The organism is Streptococcus infantis SPAR10, assembly GCF_000279535.1.
In the GTDB taxonomy this organism is placed as follows: domain Bacteria; phylum Bacillota; class Bacilli; order Lactobacillales; family Streptococcaceae; genus Streptococcus; species Streptococcus infantis_I.
In genome coordinates this window covers 653973-671006 of the sequence record NZ_ALCH01000004.1, presented here as the reverse complement: position 1 = coordinate 671006, position 17034 = coordinate 653973, and the positions used below count along the sequence as shown (strand labels likewise).

Here is a 17034-nt window from a genome sequence, read left to right as displayed (position 1 = left end):
ACTAGTTCACCTCACTTGCCATAACAGTCAAGGTGTCAGAGATTTCTTGGAACATCTGACGATCCGTCTTTTCACCACGGTAGATTTGATTATAGAGAATACCGTCCTTGATGAAAAGAACACGTTTTGCACGGCTAGCTGCTGCTGTTGAGTGGGTCACCATGAGAATGGTTTGCCCTTGATCGTTGATCTGATCAAAGATATCAAGGAGGGCTGCAGACGATTTAGAGTCTAGGGCACCTGTTGGCTCATCAGCAAGGAGAATTTCTGGTTCTGTGATGATAGCCCGTGCAACTGCTACCCTTTGTTTTTGCCCTCCAGAGATTTCATAAGGGTACTTCTCCTGCAATTGATTGATTCCAAGATTTTCGGCCGTCACGACCAATTTTTTCATCATTTCTGTAATAGGCTTTCTAGACAATACCAAAGGGAGTAAGATATTGTCTTTAACAGAAAGCGTATCTAACAAATTGAAGTCTTGGAAGACAAAGCCTAACTTTTCACGACGGAAGCTTGATGCTTCAGAATTTTTAATGGTAGCTGTGTCAGTTCCGTTTAGGAAGACCTGCCCACGCGTTGGCTTATCAAGCATAGCTAGAATATTGAGTAGAGTAGATTTACCAGATCCAGACTCACCCATGATAGCAACGTAGTCGCCTTTTTCAACGGTAAAGTGAATATCTTTCAGGGCTTCTACTTGGTTGCCTTGGAATCGTGTTTTATAAATCTTTTGAACGTGTCTTACATCTAATAATGTCATGATAATCTCCTTTTTAATATTCCATTAATTGAAACTGAGCCTGCATAATAGAGCAACCGAGCTGAACTCGCTCGATCTCTTTTGGACTTGGTTTACTTGTTTGTTTCTTTTGTAAAATATTTTTCATAGTATTGCTACTTTATCTTTCTGATATAAGTGTACTCTAAAAAAAGAGTTGGTTCCATAACGCAACCTTACAAAAGAGGTCTGTAATCTTACATTTTTGTAAGATTGGATTATTTTTTTGATATGAACTACTATTAGTTTACCACAAATTTTTAAGCAAAAGAAAAACCCTTGATACTACAAGGGTTTAATACTTCAAATGAATGGTAATATGGTTAGCAAAACCAACCTTCGTCATCATTGATAGGTTCAGCCTCTTTTATCTTACGTGGTCCTGTTCCGTACATTTCTGCTTCGATATCTTCCTTTGTTGGCAAAATAGAGGCTAAGATGATGTAGATGATGATTCCAAGTCCGAAGTTTGCGATTGTAAAGATAGCAAAAATGAAGCGCACAAGAGTAACATCAAGGTCCCATTTATCAGAGAGTCCAGCAAGTACTCCTGATATCATACGATTTCGTCTCATTTTGTAAAAATTTTTATTCATAGTTTGTACCTCTTTCGGTATTCTTGAAATAAGTATAACATGAACTAAAACAGCCTGCATCAGTCCTTAGACGGATTTTGCAAAATGAGTTTACCACGACAGAGACCACAACGATAACGTTTGGTATCAATTCGTCGCTTTCGATGATAGGTTTGGCAACAAGTCTGACAAGTATAGACTAGAACTGGTGTTTGACTGACACTTGATAAGGGAGGAACAAAGCGGAGCCCGTCTACTTCTTTTAACAGATTCTTAAAGTCTACATCTTTATGTTTATACCCTTTGCCCTCATAGTATAGATGATAATGACAGAGTTCGTGACGGACAATTTTCCGAAAAACCTCTAAACCTAGTTCTTGATAGACTTTGGGATTAAAATCCAAATGCCCATCCTTTGGAAAGAATCGCCCACCTGTCGACCGTAGGCGAGTATTCCATTGAGCTTGGTGTTTGAAAGGTTTCCCAAAGTCTTCTAAAGAGACTTGTTTAACGTAATCAGTTAGATTCATCTGGTGCAAGGAGCGACAGATTTACTTTTTCGCGTTGGACATCAATCTTCTTCACCCAAACGGTTACTAAATCACCAACTGAAACGACTTGACTCGGATGTTTGATGAATTTCTTGCTCATGTGAGAGATATGAATCAGGCCATCCTCGTGAATACCAATGTCAACAAAGGCACCGAAGTCAACGACATTACGAACAACGCCCTCAAGCTTCTGACCAACTTTCAAGTCTTTGATATCCAAGACATCCTGACGTAGGACTGGAGCATCAAAAGAATCACGGAAATCACGTCCTGGTTTTAAAAGATCTGCAATAATATCTTTAAGAGTTTCTTGACCGAGGTCTAATTCTTGGGCCATTTCCTTGATTGAAATAGATTTGAGTTTTGCTTGTGCTTCTTCATTTAGGTCTTTAATGTCCAAACGTTTGAAGAGTTCCTTAACAGCAGCATAGTTTTCTGGGTGAACACCTGTATTGTCAAGGATATTGCTACTTTCAGGGATACGGAGGAAACCTGCAGCCTGTTCAAACGCTTTAGCACCTAAACGGGGAACTTTCTTGATTTGGGCGCGTGAAGTAATTTTACCTTCTTCTTCACGATACTTCACGATATTTTCAGAGATTGTTTTGTTAAGCCCAGCTACGTGCGAAAGTAAGGCTGGACTAGCTGTATTGACATTGACACCGACTTGGTTCACTACTGTTTCAACAACAAAGTCCAGACTTTCAGACAGTTTTTTCTGACTAACATCGTGCTGATATTGACCGACACCGATGGATTTGGGATCAATTTTAACCAATTCAGCAAGTGGGTCTTGCAAGCGACGAGCAATAGAAATAGCAGAACGTTTTTCAACAGTTAACTCTGGAAACTCTTGACGAGCAAGTTCACTAGCTGAGTAGACAGAGGCTCCACTCTCGTTTACAATGACATAGCTGACCTCAGGAAAATCTTTAAGTACTTCAGCGACGAAGGCTTCACTCTCACGACTAGCAGTACCATTACCGATAGCAATGATTTCCACACCATATTGGCCAATCAAATCTGCCAAATCTCTCTTTGCTTCTTCAATCTGACGAGCTGAAGCTGGTTTGACTGGATAAATGACTTGCGTCGTTAGCATCTTCCCTGTCACATCAACGACTGCAAGCTTGGCACCTGTACGAAAGGCAGGGTCAAATCCAAGGACCACGCGCCCTTTCAGCGGAGCAACAAGGAGAAGATTTCGCAGGTTTTCTGAGAAGAGTTGGATAGCTCCTTCTTCTGCCTTTTCTGTTAATTCTGTACGAATACGACGCTCAATAGCTGGTAATACTTTTTTCTTAACAGATTGCTGAATAACTTCGTCTATATAAGCATTCTTAACCTTAAAACGAGAAGCAAAGAAAGATAGAATACGATCAGTCGCATGCTCAAAGCCAATTTTCAAAATGCCTAGCTTCTCACCACGATTAAGGGCAAGCGTACGGTAGCCTTGCATGTTTGCAACTGTTTCTGAGAAATCGTAATAAATCTGAAACACTTGTTTTTCATCAAGACTCTCATCTTTGACTTGAGAAGTAATCTTAGAGCGTCTAAGTACCTCTTGATATGTCATTGAACGTAAATGAACATCCTCGGATAGTGCTTCAACCAAGATGTCTACAGCCCCAGCCAAAGCTTCTTGAGGAGTCTCGAAACCTTCACAGACAAATGCTTCTGCTTCTTTTTCTAGGTCAGAAACATTTTGTAAAATCAAGCGAGCAAGTGGAAAAAGTCCAGCCTCACGGGCAATGGTTGCCTTGGTGCGACGTTTCTCCTTATAGGGAAGATAGAGTTCTTCTACATCTGCGAGTTTTTCAGCAGCTAAAATAGCTTCTTCTAACTCCTTAGTTAGCTTGCCTTGCTCTTTGATTTTTGCTAAGACCGCTTCCTTACGATCATTTAGAGCAGTTAAACTCTTATCGAGGTCGATAATAGCCTTAATGGCTACCTCATCTAGACTTCCGGTCATATCTTTCCGATAACGGGCGATAAAGGGGATAGTTGCTCCTTCTGCTGTCAAAGACAAGACAGTATCAATCTGCTTTAAAGTTACACCCAAATCTTGGGAAATTTTTTCATATTTTTTATCCATGAAACTATTATACCATAAGCGCGAAAGCTTGTTTTCATTAATTTGTTGCTTTATTTCAACTTTATAAAGATAAAAGCCATGTTTATTTTAAAATCCAACTATTTCTTAGAAATAATAGTATAATAGTGTTAACTAAAAGAATCGAGGTATGCCTTATGGCTGTTAAATTTACAAAAACTGATGACTTAGATAAGATGTTCGAAGAATTCGCTAAACTCCCTGACTTGAAGCAAGTGACTTTCCCAGACGACAAAGAAAAGAAAGATAAGGCAGAAAAGAAAAAATAGATGACACTCTTTCAAAGTTTACCTTCTAGTGTGCTACAAGCTGGCGCCATTTTTCTTTCAATTATCATTGAAGCTTTACCCTTTGTCTTAATCGGTAGCATCATATCTGGTGTCATTGAAGTCTATGTGACACCTGAGAAGGTCTATAAGTTTCTCCCTAAAAATCGCTTGGGGAGAATCTTTTTTGGTAGCTTCATCGGTTTTCTCTTCCCTTCTTGCGAGTGTGGAATCGTTCCGATCATCAATCGCTTTTTAGAAAAGAAGGTTCCTAGCTATACAGCTGTTCCCTTTCTAGTAACAGCTCCTATCATCAATCCCATCGTACTTTTTGCGACTTATTCAGCCTTTGGTCATTCATTTAAAATGGTCTTACTCCGCGCTTTGGGTGCGATTCTAGTTGCTACTATATTGGGTATCTTTCTTGGTTTTGTCTGGGAGGGACCTATCCAAAAAGAAAATAGATTGGCTTGTCATGAGCATGATTTTTCTCACTTGAGTAAAAGTCAAAAAATCCTTCAGGTATTCATTCAAGCTATTGATGAATTCTTTGATATGGGACGTTATTTGATCTTTGGCTGTCTGTTTGCCAGTATAGTCCAAGTTTATGTTCCAACTCGTATCCTGACATCTATCAGCGCAACACCACTACTTGCGATTGTTCTTCTAATGGTTTTGTCCTTCCTTCTATCACTCTGTAGTGAAGCGGATGCCTTTATCGGATCTTCTCTTCTATCAAGTTTTGGCTTTGCTCCAGTTCTTGCCTTTCTGGTTATAGGTCCCATGCTTGATGTCAAGAACTTACTCATGATGAAGAATTATCTCAAAACTCGCTTTATTTGGCAATTCATGACAATTGTAACTCTTGTTGTTCTTGTCTATTCTTATCTAGTTGGGGTGATGCTATGATTCGATTTTTTATCTTATTTGGCTATTTTATCTTAACCCTTTATCTGCACCTATCAGGTAAGCTCAATCAGTATATAAACCTCCACTACTCTTATCTGGCTTATATCACTATGTTTTTATCTTTGCTACTAGCCATTGTCCAATCCTATATTTGCTTCAAGCGTTTGAAAGAACATAGTCACTTACATAGTTTTTCAGCCAAGCTTGCTAGTTTAGTCCTCTTAAGTTTGCCCTTATTAATTGGATTTACATTTCCAACTGTTACTCTGGATTCACAAACAGTATCGGCAAAAGGATATTATTTCCCTTTGTCGGAGGGAACTGACAAGGCAATCCAAGCAAGTGAAGGAACGAGCAGTCAGTATCTTAAGCCGGATACCAGTCGCTTTTATTCACAAACAGCTCATGAAAATATCATTCGGAAGAGTGCTGATAAATACTTAGCTCAATCTAGGATAGTTATCAATGATGAAAATTACCTGGAGGTCATGGAAGCTATCTACGATTTTCCAAACGAATTTGAAGGTAAGGAAATAGAGTTTACTGGCTTTGTCTACAACGATCCAAATCATACCAATAGTCAATTTGTTTTTCGCTTTGGTATTATGCACTGTATCGCTGATTCAGGAGTTTTTGGCCTTTTGACTACAGGAAACACCAATCAATATGAAAATAACACCTGGGTGAAAGTCAAAGGTAAGATTAGCAATCACTACCACAAAGAACTCAACCAAGTCCTCCCAACCCTTGAAGTCCAGTCCTTCATTAAAGTAGACAAACCCGAAAATACTTATGTTTACAAAGAATTTTAAAAAGTAGCCTGAGGTGGCTACTTTTTGTTATTATCTGACAATATCTTTATACATATCTGGTCTTCTATCTCTAAAGAGACCCCAGTTCAGGCGCTCGCTTGCTCCCTTGTCAAGGTTATAAGTGGTTAAGAGTATTGCTTCATCTTGTCGTTCGGCTTGACTTAAAATAGCTCCGGTTTCATCGGTCATAAAGGACGAACCGTAGAAATTAAGACTGGAACTTTGACCTCCATTTTCTTCACAAGGAGTGACTTCTTCCAAACCATAACGATTAGCAGCAATAACTGGCACAATATTAGCGGCTGAGTGTCCTTGCATGGTACGTTGCCAATGACCACAACTATCTGTATCCAAAATAGGCTCCGAACCAATAGCTGTTGGATAAAAGAGCAATTCTGCGCCATTTAAAGCAAGGCAACGGGCTGTTTCAGGGAACCATTGATCCCAACAGATTCCAATACCAATCTTGGCATAGCGAGTATTCCAGACCTTGAAGCCTGTGTTTCCAGGAGTAAAGAAGAATTTCTCCTGATAATAATGGTCATCTGGTATATGAGTTTTACGATAAACTCCTAGTACTTCTCCATCCGCATCAATGACAGCAATAGAATTGTATAAGACATTACCATCTTTTTCATAGAAACTGATCGGTAAAACGACCTTTAATTCCTTGGCAATCACTTTGAAATGCTGAATAGCCGTATTTTCTGTCACCGACTGGGCATACTGGTAGTAGTCATACTGACGCTCCTGACAGAAATAGGGACGTTCAAATAATTCAGGCAAGAGAATAATTTGAGCTCCTTGCTCAGCAGCTTGTCGAACTAAACGTTCAGCTGTTTGGATATTGGTTTCCACATCCTTAGCGCATTGCATCTGAATGGCTGCAACCGTTACATTTCTCATCTTTTTCTCCTATTCTGGGATTTGTTGGGTAATACAGTGGATATTTCCACCACCTAATAGAATATCTCTTGCAGTAATTCCGACAACATCACGGTCTGGAAAACACTGACTGAGAATATCCAAGGCCACTTGATCGTTTACATCCTGAAATTGTGGTACCAAGACAGATTTATTGGCGATATAAAAATTCACGTAGGAAGCTGCTAGTCTTTCACCTGCATAACGCTCCTCTTCGCCTTCTTCATATGTATATCCCGGCAAATCTTCTTCTGTAACTACTTGATGAATAGCTGGGATTGGAAGTTTATGAATAGTGAAACTCCGGCCTTTTGCATCGGTTTCCTTCTCTAAGAGAGCTAGATCTGCTGCAGACATGGCATACTGAGGATCATCTTGGTCATCCGTCCATGCTAAAACAACCTCAGCAGGACCAACAAAGGCTGCAACATTATCTACGTGTTCATTTGTCTCGTCTTGATAAATACCGTAAGGCAACCAAATGACTTTTTCGGCACCAAGGCTCTCTAGTAAGGTCTTTTCAATCTCCTCTTTAGTCAGGAGAGGATTACGACCAGGACTGAGCAAACAACTTTCTGTGACAAGAATGGTTCCTTGACCGTCACTATGAATAGCTCCACCTTCCAGTACAAAAGGTTTGGCATCATAAACAGGTATCTCTAAAACTTCTGCAAAGCGACTGGCTACTTGGTCATCTGCTTCATAGTCTTGGTAAAGACCGTCGACAGCACCACCCCAGGCATTGAAAGACCAATCTACCGCCAACTTTTCCCTTTGATAATCGAGGAGAATTGTCGGACCAGTATCACGAGCCCAGGCATCATTTGTCTGAATATCTAGATAAACAACATTGTCTCCAAGATAGGATTGTGCTTCAGATAGATAGTCCTCCTCAACCAAAAGGTAGACTGTTTCCCCCTGAGCAATCGTTTTGATAATCTGGCTAAAAGCTTTTTTTGCAGCCTTTCCTTGAAATGGCCAAGATCCGGGTCGAGTAGGCCATATCATGAGAGTCCCATGATGGGGTTCATACTCTGCAGGCATCCGATAACCTAATTTCTTTGGGCTGTCCATCATGATAATCTCTCCTTAAAGTCTTGGTAGCCAAATGCTTTGACTAGACTGCACTCACCCTCTTTATCCATGAGATACAAACTTGGAAGCCCAATGCCGTTAAAGGTATTATTTTTGACAAAGGAGTAAATAGCCATGTCTTCAAAATAGAGGCGATCACCGATTTCAATCGGTTTTTCAAAGCTGTAATCCCCAATGATATCCCCTGTAAGACAAGTATTTGAAGAGAGTCTATAAGTATAAGGTTTTTCTCGCGCTTCAAAACCATCTCTCAATGGAGGGCGATAAGGCATCTCAAGAACATCTGGCATATGGCAGCTTGCTGAAGCATCTAACACCAAGGTCTCAATCCCGTTTTCAACAATATCCAAGACTTCTGTCGCTAGATAGCCCGCATTAAGGGCAATAGCTTCTCCAGGTTCAATGTAGACGTCTACGTTATAAGTTTCTCGAATTCGTTTAATCTCAGAAATCAGTAAGTCCACATCATAATCATCTCTCGTAATATGATGGCCACCACCCATATTGAGCCATTTAACTTGGTGCAAATAGGCACCAAACTGGTCTTCTACTGCTTTCAAAGTCGTTTGTAAATCATCTGCCCCTTGCTCACAGAGGGTATGAAAATGAAGTCCGTCAACCAATTCCAATAAATCACTTGGTATCTTGTCTGAAGTCACTCCAAAACGAGAGCCAGGAGCACAAGGATCATAAAGCGCGTGGTCACCCTGCGTTGAACATTGAGGATTGATGCGAAGACCCACACTGATACCAGCCTCACGACAACGTTGACCATACTTTCGAAGTTGTCTCTCTGAGTTAAAATCAATATGATCAGATATTTGCAGTAGCTCTTCCATATCTGATTCCTTGAAAGCAGGCGCAAATACATGGACTTCCCCCGGAAACTCTTCTCTAGCTAACCTCGCTTCATAGAGTCCACTAGCTGTCGTACCTGATAGATACTGGCTAATTAGGGGATAGGTTTTATAGAGAGAATAAGCCTTTTGAGCTAGCAAAACCTTACAACCTGCCTTTTCCTGAACCTCTTGCAGAATGCTACAATTTTCTTCTAGTTTTGCTAAATCAATGACATAGGCTGGTGTTGGTACTTGTTCTAACTTCATTAGTCCACCATTTGTGGATTTTCAACCACAACCCATGGCAAACCGTATTTATTTAAAGCTTCCATGAATGGGTCTGGATCCAACTCTTCAAGGTTATAAACTCCAGGCTGTTTCCATGTACCATCCATCACTAATTTTGTCCCAATCATGGCTGGAACACCTGTTGTATAAGAAATGGCTTGTGAACCAACCTCTGCATAGCACTCCTGATGGTCGCAAACATTGTAGATGTAGATTGTCTTTTCAACGCCATCTTTGACACCTGTAAAGATACATCCAATATTAGTTTTACCAACTGTACGTGGGCCAAGGCTTGCAGGATCCGGAAGCAAGGCTTTCAAGAATTGGATTGGTACGATTTCTTGTCCGTTAAAATTAATAGTATCTGTACGAAGAAGCCCAACGTTTTCCAAGCATTTCATGTGAGTTAGATAAGATTGGCCAAAAGTCATAAAGAAACGAATGCGTTTAATTCCTGGAATATTCTTTGCTAATGATTCGATTTCTTCATGGTGGAGGAGATACATGTCTTTTTGCCCAACTTGAGGGAAATCATACTCACGTTTGATAGACATAGCTTCAACTTCTACCCATTTTCCATCTTCCCAGTAAGAACCTGGTGCAGAAACCTCACGTAGATTGATTTCTGGGTTAAAGTTTGTCGCAAATGGATAACCGTGGTCACCACCATTACAGTCTAAAATATCGATATAGTGGATTTCATCAAAATAGTGTTTAAGCGCGTATGCTGAAAAGACGCTTGTTACCCCTGGGTCAAAACCAGAACCCAGAAGAGCAGTCAGACCTGCTTCTTTGAATTTCTCTTGGTAAGCCCACTGCCATGAGTAGTCAAAGTAGGCAGTAAAACCAAGTTCCTTACAACGTTTCTCATAAATAGCACGCCATTCAGGGTCTTCTGTATCCTCAGCCTCGTAGTTGGCAGTATCGATATAGTGGACACCTGTTGCCAAACAAGCATCCATGATGGTCAAGTCTTGATAAGGTAAAGCTACGTTCAAAACAGCTTCTGGTTTGTAGCTTTCAATCAAGGCAATCACTTCTTCTACCTTGTCAGCATCAAGAGCAGCTGTCTCAATCTTAGTATTTGTTTTGCCTTCTAATTTAGCCTTCAAGTCATCACATTTTGACTTTGTACGGCTAGCTATCATAATTTCTTTAAAAGTTTCGCTATCTTGGCAAATCTTTGAAATAGCAACTTGGGCAACTCCCCCACATCCAATAACTAATAAACGACTCATTTTCTTCCTTCCTCTTCTTCTAAAATGTCTTCTACATACTTAGGCAACATAAAGGCACCAATATGCAAGTTTGCAGTGTAGTATTCAGTGAAAAGCTGGCGTTTTTTCCAGCCTTCCTTGTCAAAATCTTTGACAGGGTGATATTTTTTAGATGCAAATCCAAATAACCAATAGCCAGCAGGACTGGTAGGGATATGAGCCTGGTAAACCCGGCTAATTGGAAAGGCTTGATTGACCTTTCGGTGCATGCTTCGGCATGCTGACTCATCTTCGTCAAAGAAAGGACTACCATGCTGGTAAATCATGATGCCGTCTTCTTTGAGAGCCCTATAACTATTGCCGTAAAATTCCTTGGTAAAGAGCCCTTCCGTATGGCCAAATGGATCTGTCGCATCATTGATGATAATGTCGTAATCATCTTCACAATTTCTCAAAAATCTCAGTCCATTTTGGTAGTAAATGGTGACACGAGGGTCATCAAGTCCTGCAGCAAAATCTGGGAAGTATTCTCGACAAACTTCAACCAGCATCTCGTCTGGTTCCACAATATCGATTTGTTCCAATTCTGGATAGAGGGTTAATACTTGAGCAACACCACCATCACCACCCCCAATAACCAAAACTTTCTTTGGATTGGGATGGACAGCCATAGGAACGTGAACGGTCATTTCATTATAGACAAAATCATCTGCATCTGAGAACAAGACATGCCCATTTAAAATCAAAATCTTTCCAAAAGCTGGTGTATCTAATACTTCTATATCCTGCCATTCACTTTGACCAGAATAAAGCTGTTTGGCTGTTCTCATTGTTAACTTGACATCTGGAGTATGAACTTCAGAAAACCATAAATCCATCTAGTTCTCCTTTCTTTCAATGACGTTGATATGATTGACCTCTGGATCTTCCGTTCCTTGGAGGGAACAACCACGTTCTTTTGCAAATTGGATATAATCAACAATTTCTCGTGTAATGCGTTCACCTGGCGCTAGGATTGGAATTCCTGGAGGATAGCACATGACAAATTCGCCACAAACTTGCCCAATGGATTCGTCTAATGTTAAGCTTCTTCTATTTGAGTAAAAGGCTTCCTGAGGAGACAGCACCAACTCAGGCTGGATATATTCTCCAGCAATCAAGTCCTTCCCATCTCGTGAGTATAGTCTCTTGATATCAGCCAAAGCACCTACCAAGCGCTCAATGTCTTGGATACGGTCACCAATCGAAATGTAGGCTAAGATATTGCCGATATCACCAAACTCAATCTGAATGTCATACTCATCTCGTAAGAGGTCATAAACTTCGATACCTGTTAGACCAATCCCCTGAGTGTAAACTGACAGCTTGGTTACATCAAAATCACAAACCGAGACACCATCTACTAGTTCTTTTGAGTAGGCATAGTAGCCACCGATGGCATTGATTTCACGACGTGCGTACTCAGATAGCTCAATAACTTTCTCAAAGGACTCTTTGCCACGAAGGGCTAGGTTTCTACGAGAAACATCTAGACTAGCCATTAGCAAGTAGGATGCTGATGTTGACTGTGTCAGATTAATAATCTGACGTACGTACTCAGGATTCATCTGATCGCCAACTAAAAGAAGGGAACTTTGAGTCAAGCTACCACCGGACTTATGCATGGATACAGCTGACATATCTGCTCCTGCGTCCATAGCAGACAGAGGAAGTTTATCTGTAAAGTGTAGATGAGCACCGTGAGCCTCGTCTACTAAGACTTTCATTCCTGCGGCGTGAGCCATCTCTGTTAATCCCTTAAGATCTGAACAAATTCCATAATAGGTTGGATTGTTTATTAGGATAGCCTTGGCATCCGGATGGTCCTTGATTGCTTGGCCAACACGGTCATTCTCAAGCCCCAAAGCAATACCGATTTTTGGATCCACACTCATCTCGATATAGATAGGAATTGCTCCGCATAAAACAAGAGCATTAATAGCTGATTTATGGACATTTCGTGGTAGGATGATTTTATCACCGGATTTACAGGTGGAAAGAATCATGGTCTGCACGGATGAAGTTGTCCCACCAATCATTAAAAAGGCATGAGCAGCACCAAAAGCCTCTGCTGCTAGCTCTTCCGCTTCTCTGATAATCGAAATGGGATGTCCTAGATTGTCCAAGGGCTTCATAGAATTGACATCAATCCCAACGCATTTCTCACCCAGAAGTTCAACCAACTCTGGATTCCCACGGCCACGCTTATGACCAGGTACATCGAAAGGTACAATTCTTTTTTTCGTAACTTGACCAGTCCCTCATAAATTGGAGCTTGGTTTTGATTTAACATTATAGAGACTTACTCCTTTATCATAGTTTTTTTCACCTTATACAAGGTTCTAAAGGATACTTATGAAAAAAGAGCAGGTTGGCACCTGCTCTACAATCTACTGACGTGTTTATGTTTGTTTCTTTTGAGTATGTCTGTTCCTGATGTTTCCTAACTCTCTAGTAGCAAATATTACGTACTTTATTGATCGTTTCACAAGATGACGTGTGCTTTCACCACACTAACAAATGTATACGAATTAGAACCAATGTCCTAACATCAACTTATAAAAGTAGGCTTTTAACCCTATCAATAATGTGGCTTTGCAACCACGCTTCGGCATTCAACCCTGCCTGTCCGTAGGCATTTTTTACTCGGGTTTATATTTGCTAGAAAACATCATCTCATTTTCTAAGCCTTATAACTATATCATGTTTACAAAAGTTTGTAAAGTATTTTGGGGAAACTTTATAAATTATTTACATTTTTGTTCGTATTTTTACTATACACAAAAATTGAAAACTATTTCAAATTCGCTTTTAAATAATAAAATAGGAACTAAATGAATTAATTCCTTTAGTTAGGCATAAGCAAATTCAACTATTCAAAATCGTATTTACTCATCACGAGCTACTTTGGCAGCTAGTTCAAAATCAGTCATCAAGTAATTTTCATCTAGGCGGATGAGACTATAATACTCATTCCAAAATAGAGAGTCACTGTTACTTGACCACTGTAATCCATACCACAATTGAGTGACATCACTTGTATTTGATGGGGGGATTGACCATAGATGCTTTTTAAAAGTTTCTTGAACAAGTGGAAGGTCCAGTCGACTAGTCAAGTCGAGTTCATCCAATTTCAAAGCGATAGAATGTTTCTTAGCTGCTTCAATACTATCCTTGTTAAATCGAATCTGAATAATCTTAGCATCTTCTAAAGCCACATTCTGGTCCTCAGCACCGTAAAAGGAAATACTCCCCAGTACTAAGCCATCTTTTGCTATTAGATATGGAGCGTAAGGGACTGCATTGCTATCAAGTCTGAAGCCTTTTTCGATAGTGACTGATTTATCTCCTGAATACTTTTGGAAATTGCCATCTGTCAGGAGGTCTTCGTAGTCGCTAGCACCATCACCTTGTCTTACATAGATATCAAATCCAGCTTCCATCAGATCGCTTGCTTTGATTTCTGCTAACGTGATTTTACTTTCATTAATTTGCAAAATTGGTGCTTGAGGTGGCAAACCAATCGTGAGATTAAACATGACTGCTACTAGAAAGACCATAAAGGTTATAAGGAGGGCAAGTAAAGACTTTCCAGTCCTTTTTCTTGCATTGAAAAGAGCCATTATAGCTGGGAGGAGGATCATTTTAGCTAAAATAGAATTCCCCATACCACCTCTATTTAAGGTCTGAAAAGCAAAGATTCCTGCGATGGCAATCAGTGTCAGGTAGACCAAAATCTCACCTAAACCTAGTTTTTCTGTTCGAGTTTGTTGATTTACAGGAGTCTCGTACAATGACTGCCCATTCTCTTTCCTCTTTTTTAGAAAGAGATAAAATCCCAGACCGAGTAGCAGATTAAAGATTGCAAAAACTATTAAAGTACCTATAATCACCGTTCTATCCATGGCTCTCTACTCCTTTATGTTCTCTCTCAAATCTTATCTTTCTCTTTATTGTCCAATTCCCAATCAATAAAACCATTAAAAAGAAGGGGCCGCATTCTATCAGTACAATCGGTAAAGCTTAAATGGCAATGATTCTCATCTTTTTATCTTTAAGGAAACCGCTGATATTTCTAGCTCTATTTCCCTAGAAAATGCTATAATGGAGCTAACAAAATTGTTCTCTAGCAATTGAAAAACGGGGGAAGTAGTCATGCTCACCACTATTGTTTTAGGATTTTATGCTCTTTTCTTTCTATCCTTGTGCTTTACTATCTATCTCTATATTAGACTTGTAGTTGCGGTTAAAAAAGGCAAAGACATTCCCAAATGGATTTATAAACTTGGCCATGCTGTTCAAGGAAGAATTCACGTTGACTATGAAGAAATCACTGATGCTAATGCCCTTAAAGAGATTCATTGGTTCTTGCTAATCTATTTAATCGTAAATCTATTCGTATTGGCTGTCTTCTACTATCATGGTAATAGCTTTCCTCAAGCCATTTATGAATGTTTGAAAAAACAATTTTTTATCGTAATTGTTAGTATGGTTTTAAAAAGTATTGGCAAATTTGTTGTACTTGCTATAAGAAAAAACTTTCAAAACAGTCATGTCTATGCATCAACCAACGCTTTTATCGGGACAGCTTTTTTAACGAGTTATGTATTTATGTTTTGCATGATGATGAGTGGTCTTCCGGCTCAACCTGTTCCAGTAACCATTCAAGATACTACTGTCATTATCGGTGAGAGCAAGGCTTCCGAGTTTTTGGACCAAGGCTTTAGCTTAGAAGATAAAAATCCAGAGAGTTCCATCACCAATCCCAAAAACGACCACTTCTACTACGGTCAGCTTCTCGAAGTCAAGCGGGATAATCAGTCCTTTGGCTTTATGATCCTTACTCCCACAGGTAAAGATACTGATCAGCTCAAAAACTGCGTCATCACCTATTACAGAACACCTAAGGATAGCAAGCAACTAGAAGAAATTTCCATCAATCATGTCAAGCTAGCAAATCTCAAGCTCCAAGACTTTCAAACACGAAAATTAATCGATATCTTTGAAGTCAATCCTGCTGATTATAATGTCTCTGATAAGGATAACAACTTTATCCTAACCATTCAAACAGCAGATTACGACCTCTGGAAAAGATACCGTATTGAATCCAAGTTCAATTCAGATGGTTTGATTGATAGCTATGGAGTCAGAGCCCAGCATAGCATGTGGGAATGATGGAGTGTTAGTTTTAGTCATTAGCAAGCATATAATCAAATAGATGAGCGTTTAGGCTCTCCTACTTGATCTTATGCTTTTTCATTTTCTCTTGGAAAATATCTGTAAGAATTTGTCGTAATTCTTGAGCTTCTTTTTCTGGAAGTTGGCCTTCTTGTTCAGCAACAGCGTACAATTCCGGATACTCAAGAGAGATTCTCTTAATCGTACGCGTAATCGCATGTTTTCTAACAAAAAACGGGATACGCTTAATGTATTCTTGAGGGATCAACGCGATAATTTTGTCAGCAGTTTCTTTATCGTTCAGCTTAGAGAAAGTTAGTCCCTTTTTAATCATTTCTTGTTCTTGTTTCGTAAAATCTTGTAATTCCATATGTCTACTCCTCATCTTCACTGACTTCCCAAATCTCCGCTTGATAAGGTTCTCCATCTTCATCATATCGATTGATATAACCAATAAACCTTTCATTTTTTCTTGGTCTCTGCTGGTTTCCTTTGATAACCCAAACAGCCCATACCCCAATTAGGAATAAGACTATCAGTCCAAACAATGCATCCATAATGTCTACTCCCTTAAAATTGAACCCACTTATCATTATCCATAATAAATGGTTTAGCTAGACCTTCACCTGTATAGTTTTCGTATTTTGTATCTAGATATTTGTAACAATCTTCCTTGGTCGCAAATTTGATGGCTTGATAAGGCTCCTCAAAGGTTAACTTTTCAACAAAGAGATAGCCATCCTCGCTTGGTACAAGAATGCCGACATGACCAATAAAGAGGGATTGACCATCCAAGTCATCATGGACGACTACGGAGAGCATTCTTGCATTTTCATTAAACTTGAATTGAGAAAGGAATTTTTCCATCTTTGCTGCATGAACTTTGACATCTGTCGTTGCTTCGGTCTTGACTCTTGAGAATAAAATATCAAAAGCATCCTTGTCTTCTGCACCAAAGACCTTTCCTTTGTCAATGGCATCATTATCGACAAACAAAAGGGAATCATCTTTCTCTAACTTAGGAATTTCAATAGAATTTTTTAATAAACAATAACTGTTAATACGACAGTTGGTACCGACAAAATCACCCTTTTTAGGTGTCCAAAGATTGCTTATCTTTTCAACATCATAGTTTGTTTTGGTAAATGTAGAAAAATCTCCAGTCAAGCCTACTGAACCGACAGTCGCGTTGTAATCATTGACAAGGTTGAAAAATGCATCGACACTATCTTTATCCAAATGTGCAGCCAAGGCTTTCCGAACTTCTTCTGCACTCGGTTGATTGTTCAAATTGCTATAAGTTGCTTTCCAGGAAACCTGATTCAACTGTGATTGAGTCACTGAAGTTTCAGCAGTACTATCAGAAGTCTTTTGAGTTTGACTACAAGCTACTAATGTCAAAAGAAGTGTTGAGCAAAGACCAATAGTTGCTATTTTTTTAATTTTCATA

At 39.5% G+C, this 17034-nt stretch carries 17 protein-coding genes and 1 pseudogene; 4 read left to right on the top strand and 14 right to left on the bottom strand.

Annotation, left to right across the window (positions count from 1 at the left end; genetic code table 11):
- Position 1: 1 nt before the first annotated feature.
- The 4 genes from SPAR10_RS08425 to SPAR10_RS08410 form a co-directional block, all read right to left on the bottom strand.
- Positions 2 to 760, bottom strand: a complete 759-nt coding sequence (locus SPAR10_RS08425) for an ABC transporter ATP-binding protein (RefSeq protein WP_004252890.1) — start codon at positions 758 to 760, stop codon at positions 2 to 4.
- A 341-nt stretch (positions 761 to 1101) separates the two neighbouring features.
- On the bottom strand, positions 1102 to 1374 hold the full coding sequence (locus SPAR10_RS08420) for a PspC domain-containing protein (protein WP_004252886.1): 273 nt from the start codon (positions 1372 to 1374) through the stop codon (positions 1102 to 1104).
- A gap of 59 nt (positions 1375 to 1433) precedes the next feature.
- Positions 1434 to 1883, bottom strand: coding sequence for a SprT family protein (locus SPAR10_RS08415; protein ID WP_004252885.1), 450 nt, complete (start codon positions 1881 to 1883; stop codon positions 1434 to 1436).
- The gene (locus tag SPAR10_RS08410; protein ID WP_004252883.1) at positions 1870 to 3999 is read right to left on the bottom strand and encodes a Tex family protein; all 2130 of its coding nucleotides are present in this window, start codon (positions 3997 to 3999) and stop codon (positions 1870 to 1872) included. The genes SPAR10_RS08415 and SPAR10_RS08410 overlap by 14 nt, the downstream gene beginning before the upstream one ends.
- Before the next feature lie 155 nt (positions 4000 to 4154).
- On the opposite strand from SPAR10_RS08410, the gene SPAR10_RS11295 reads away from it, so the two are divergent.
- Genes SPAR10_RS11295 through SPAR10_RS08400 form a run of 3 tightly spaced genes read left to right on the top strand, consistent with a single transcriptional unit; the run spans position 4155 to position 6004 of the window.
- Complete coding sequence (locus SPAR10_RS11295; RefSeq protein ID WP_000268695.1) at positions 4155 to 4286, top strand: SPJ_0845 family protein; 132 nt, start codon at positions 4155 to 4157, stop codon at positions 4284 to 4286.
- A complete protein-coding gene (locus tag SPAR10_RS08405) occupies positions 4287 to 5192 on the top strand; it encodes a permease (RefSeq protein WP_004252881.1) in 906 nt (301 codons plus the stop codon).
- The gene (locus SPAR10_RS08400; RefSeq protein WP_004252879.1) at positions 5189 to 6004 is read left to right on the top strand and encodes a TIGR03943 family putative permease subunit; all 816 of its coding nucleotides are present in this window, start codon (positions 5189 to 5191) and stop codon (positions 6002 to 6004) included. Before SPAR10_RS08405 ends, SPAR10_RS08400 begins: the two co-directional genes overlap by 4 nt.
- Before the next feature lie 30 nt (positions 6005 to 6034).
- Here the strand turns inward: SPAR10_RS08400 and aguB are convergent, their stop codons facing one another.
- From aguB to SPAR10_RS08365, 7 genes and pseudogenes are all read right to left on the bottom strand, one after another.
- Positions 6035 to 6910 (bottom strand): N-carbamoylputrescine amidase, encoded by an 876-nt coding sequence (gene aguB, locus SPAR10_RS08395; RefSeq protein WP_004252878.1) that lies wholly within the window; start codon positions 6908 to 6910, stop codon positions 6035 to 6037.
- 9 nt (positions 6911 to 6919) lie between these two features.
- Complete coding sequence (aguA, locus tag SPAR10_RS08390) at positions 6920 to 8005, bottom strand: agmatine deiminase (protein ID WP_004252877.1); 1086 nt, start codon at positions 8003 to 8005, stop codon at positions 6920 to 6922.
- A complete protein-coding gene (gene nspC / locus SPAR10_RS08385) occupies positions 8002 to 9129 on the bottom strand; it encodes a carboxynorspermidine decarboxylase (RefSeq protein WP_004252876.1) in 1128 nt (375 codons plus the stop codon). Before nspC ends, aguA begins: the two co-directional genes overlap by 4 nt.
- The gene (locus SPAR10_RS08380) at positions 9129 to 10388 is read right to left on the bottom strand and encodes a saccharopine dehydrogenase family protein (RefSeq protein WP_004252875.1); all 1260 of its coding nucleotides are present in this window, start codon (positions 10386 to 10388) and stop codon (positions 9129 to 9131) included. The genes nspC and SPAR10_RS08380 overlap by 1 nt, the downstream gene beginning before the upstream one ends.
- Positions 10385 to 11245: a polyamine aminopropyltransferase gene (gene speE, locus SPAR10_RS08375; protein WP_004252874.1), complete on the bottom strand. Its 861-nt coding sequence runs from the start codon at positions 11243 to 11245 to the stop codon at positions 10385 to 10387. Before speE ends, SPAR10_RS08380 begins: the two co-directional genes overlap by 4 nt.
- Positions 11246 to 12699: pseudogene (locus SPAR10_RS08370) on the bottom strand (aminotransferase class I/II-fold pyridoxal phosphate-dependent enzyme).
- Between the two features lie 595 nt (positions 12700 to 13294).
- Positions 13295 to 14311 (bottom strand): hypothetical protein, encoded by a 1017-nt coding sequence (locus tag SPAR10_RS08365; protein WP_004252872.1) that lies wholly within the window; start codon positions 14309 to 14311, stop codon positions 13295 to 13297.
- A 250-nt stretch (positions 14312 to 14561) separates the two neighbouring features.
- On the opposite strand from SPAR10_RS08365, the gene SPAR10_RS08360 reads away from it, so the two are divergent.
- Complete coding sequence (locus SPAR10_RS08360; protein ID WP_004252871.1) at positions 14562 to 15581, top strand: hypothetical protein; 1020 nt, start codon at positions 14562 to 14564, stop codon at positions 15579 to 15581.
- Positions 15582 to 15642: 61 nt separating this feature from the next.
- Here SPAR10_RS08360 and SPAR10_RS08355 read toward each other — a convergent pair whose 3' ends face one another.
- The 3 genes from SPAR10_RS08355 to SPAR10_RS08345 are packed head-to-tail and all read right to left on the bottom strand — an operon-like array spanning position 15643 to position 17033.
- Entirely contained in the window at positions 15643 to 15954 is a 312-nt protein-coding gene (locus SPAR10_RS08355; RefSeq protein ID WP_004252870.1) for a hypothetical protein, read from the bottom strand.
- 4 nt (positions 15955 to 15958) lie between these two features.
- Entirely contained in the window at positions 15959 to 16141 is a 183-nt protein-coding gene (locus SPAR10_RS08350) for a hypothetical protein (RefSeq protein WP_004252868.1), read from the bottom strand.
- A 13-nt stretch (positions 16142 to 16154) separates the two neighbouring features.
- Entirely contained in the window at positions 16155 to 17033 is an 879-nt protein-coding gene (locus SPAR10_RS08345) for a DUF4300 family protein (RefSeq protein ID WP_004252866.1), read from the bottom strand.
- Position 17034: the final 1 nt, after the last annotated feature.

Excerpts from the sequence above, each read along its gene's own strand:
- SPAR10_RS08380 (WP_004252875.1), bottom strand. The coding sequence starts at position 10,388 with ATGAGTCGTTTATTAGTTATTGGATGTGGGGGAGTTGCCCAAGTTGCT.
- SPAR10_RS08425 (WP_004252890.1), bottom strand. The coding sequence starts at position 760 with ATGACATTATTAGATGTAAGACACGTTCAAAAGATTTATAAAACACGA.
- nspC (WP_004252876.1), bottom strand. The coding sequence starts at position 9,129 with ATGAAGTTAGAACAAGTACCAACACCAGCCTATGTCATTGATTTAGCA.
- SPAR10_RS08420 (WP_004252886.1), bottom strand. The coding sequence starts at position 1,374 with ATGAATAAAAATTTTTACAAAATGAGACGAAATCGTATGATATCAGGA.
- aguB (WP_004252878.1), bottom strand. The coding sequence starts at position 6,910 with ATGAGAAATGTAACGGTTGCAGCCATTCAGATGCAATGCGCTAAGGAT.
- SPAR10_RS11295 (WP_000268695.1), top strand. The coding sequence starts at position 4,155 with ATGGCTGTTAAATTTACAAAAACTGATGACTTAGATAAGATGTTCGAA.
- aguA (WP_004252877.1), bottom strand. The coding sequence starts at position 8,005 with ATGATGGACAGCCCAAAGAAATTAGGTTATCGGATGCCTGCAGAGTAT.
- SPAR10_RS08365 (WP_004252872.1), bottom strand. The coding sequence starts at position 14,311 with ATGGATAGAACGGTGATTATAGGTACTTTAATAGTTTTTGCAATCTTT.
- SPAR10_RS08350 (WP_004252868.1), bottom strand. The coding sequence starts at position 16,141 with ATGGATGCATTGTTTGGACTGATAGTCTTATTCCTAATTGGGGTATGG.
- speE (WP_004252874.1), bottom strand. The coding sequence starts at position 11,245 with ATGGATTTATGGTTTTCTGAAGTTCATACTCCAGATGTCAAGTTAACA.
- SPAR10_RS08415 (WP_004252885.1), bottom strand. The coding sequence starts at position 1,883 with ATGAATCTAACTGATTACGTTAAACAAGTCTCTTTAGAAGACTTTGGG.
- SPAR10_RS08355 (WP_004252870.1), bottom strand. The coding sequence starts at position 15,954 with ATGGAATTACAAGATTTTACGAAACAAGAACAAGAAATGATTAAAAAG.
- SPAR10_RS08405 (WP_004252881.1), top strand. The coding sequence starts at position 4,287 with ATGACACTCTTTCAAAGTTTACCTTCTAGTGTGCTACAAGCTGGCGCC.
- SPAR10_RS08400 (WP_004252879.1), top strand. The coding sequence starts at position 5,189 with ATGATTCGATTTTTTATCTTATTTGGCTATTTTATCTTAACCCTTTAT.
- SPAR10_RS08410 (WP_004252883.1), bottom strand. The coding sequence starts at position 3,999 with ATGGATAAAAAATATGAAAAAATTTCCCAAGATTTGGGTGTAACTTTA.
- SPAR10_RS08345 (WP_004252866.1), bottom strand. The coding sequence starts at position 17,033 with ATGAAAATTAAAAAAATAGCAACTATTGGTCTTTGCTCAACACTTCTT.
- SPAR10_RS08360 (WP_004252871.1), top strand. The coding sequence starts at position 14,562 with ATGCTCACCACTATTGTTTTAGGATTTTATGCTCTTTTCTTTCTATCC.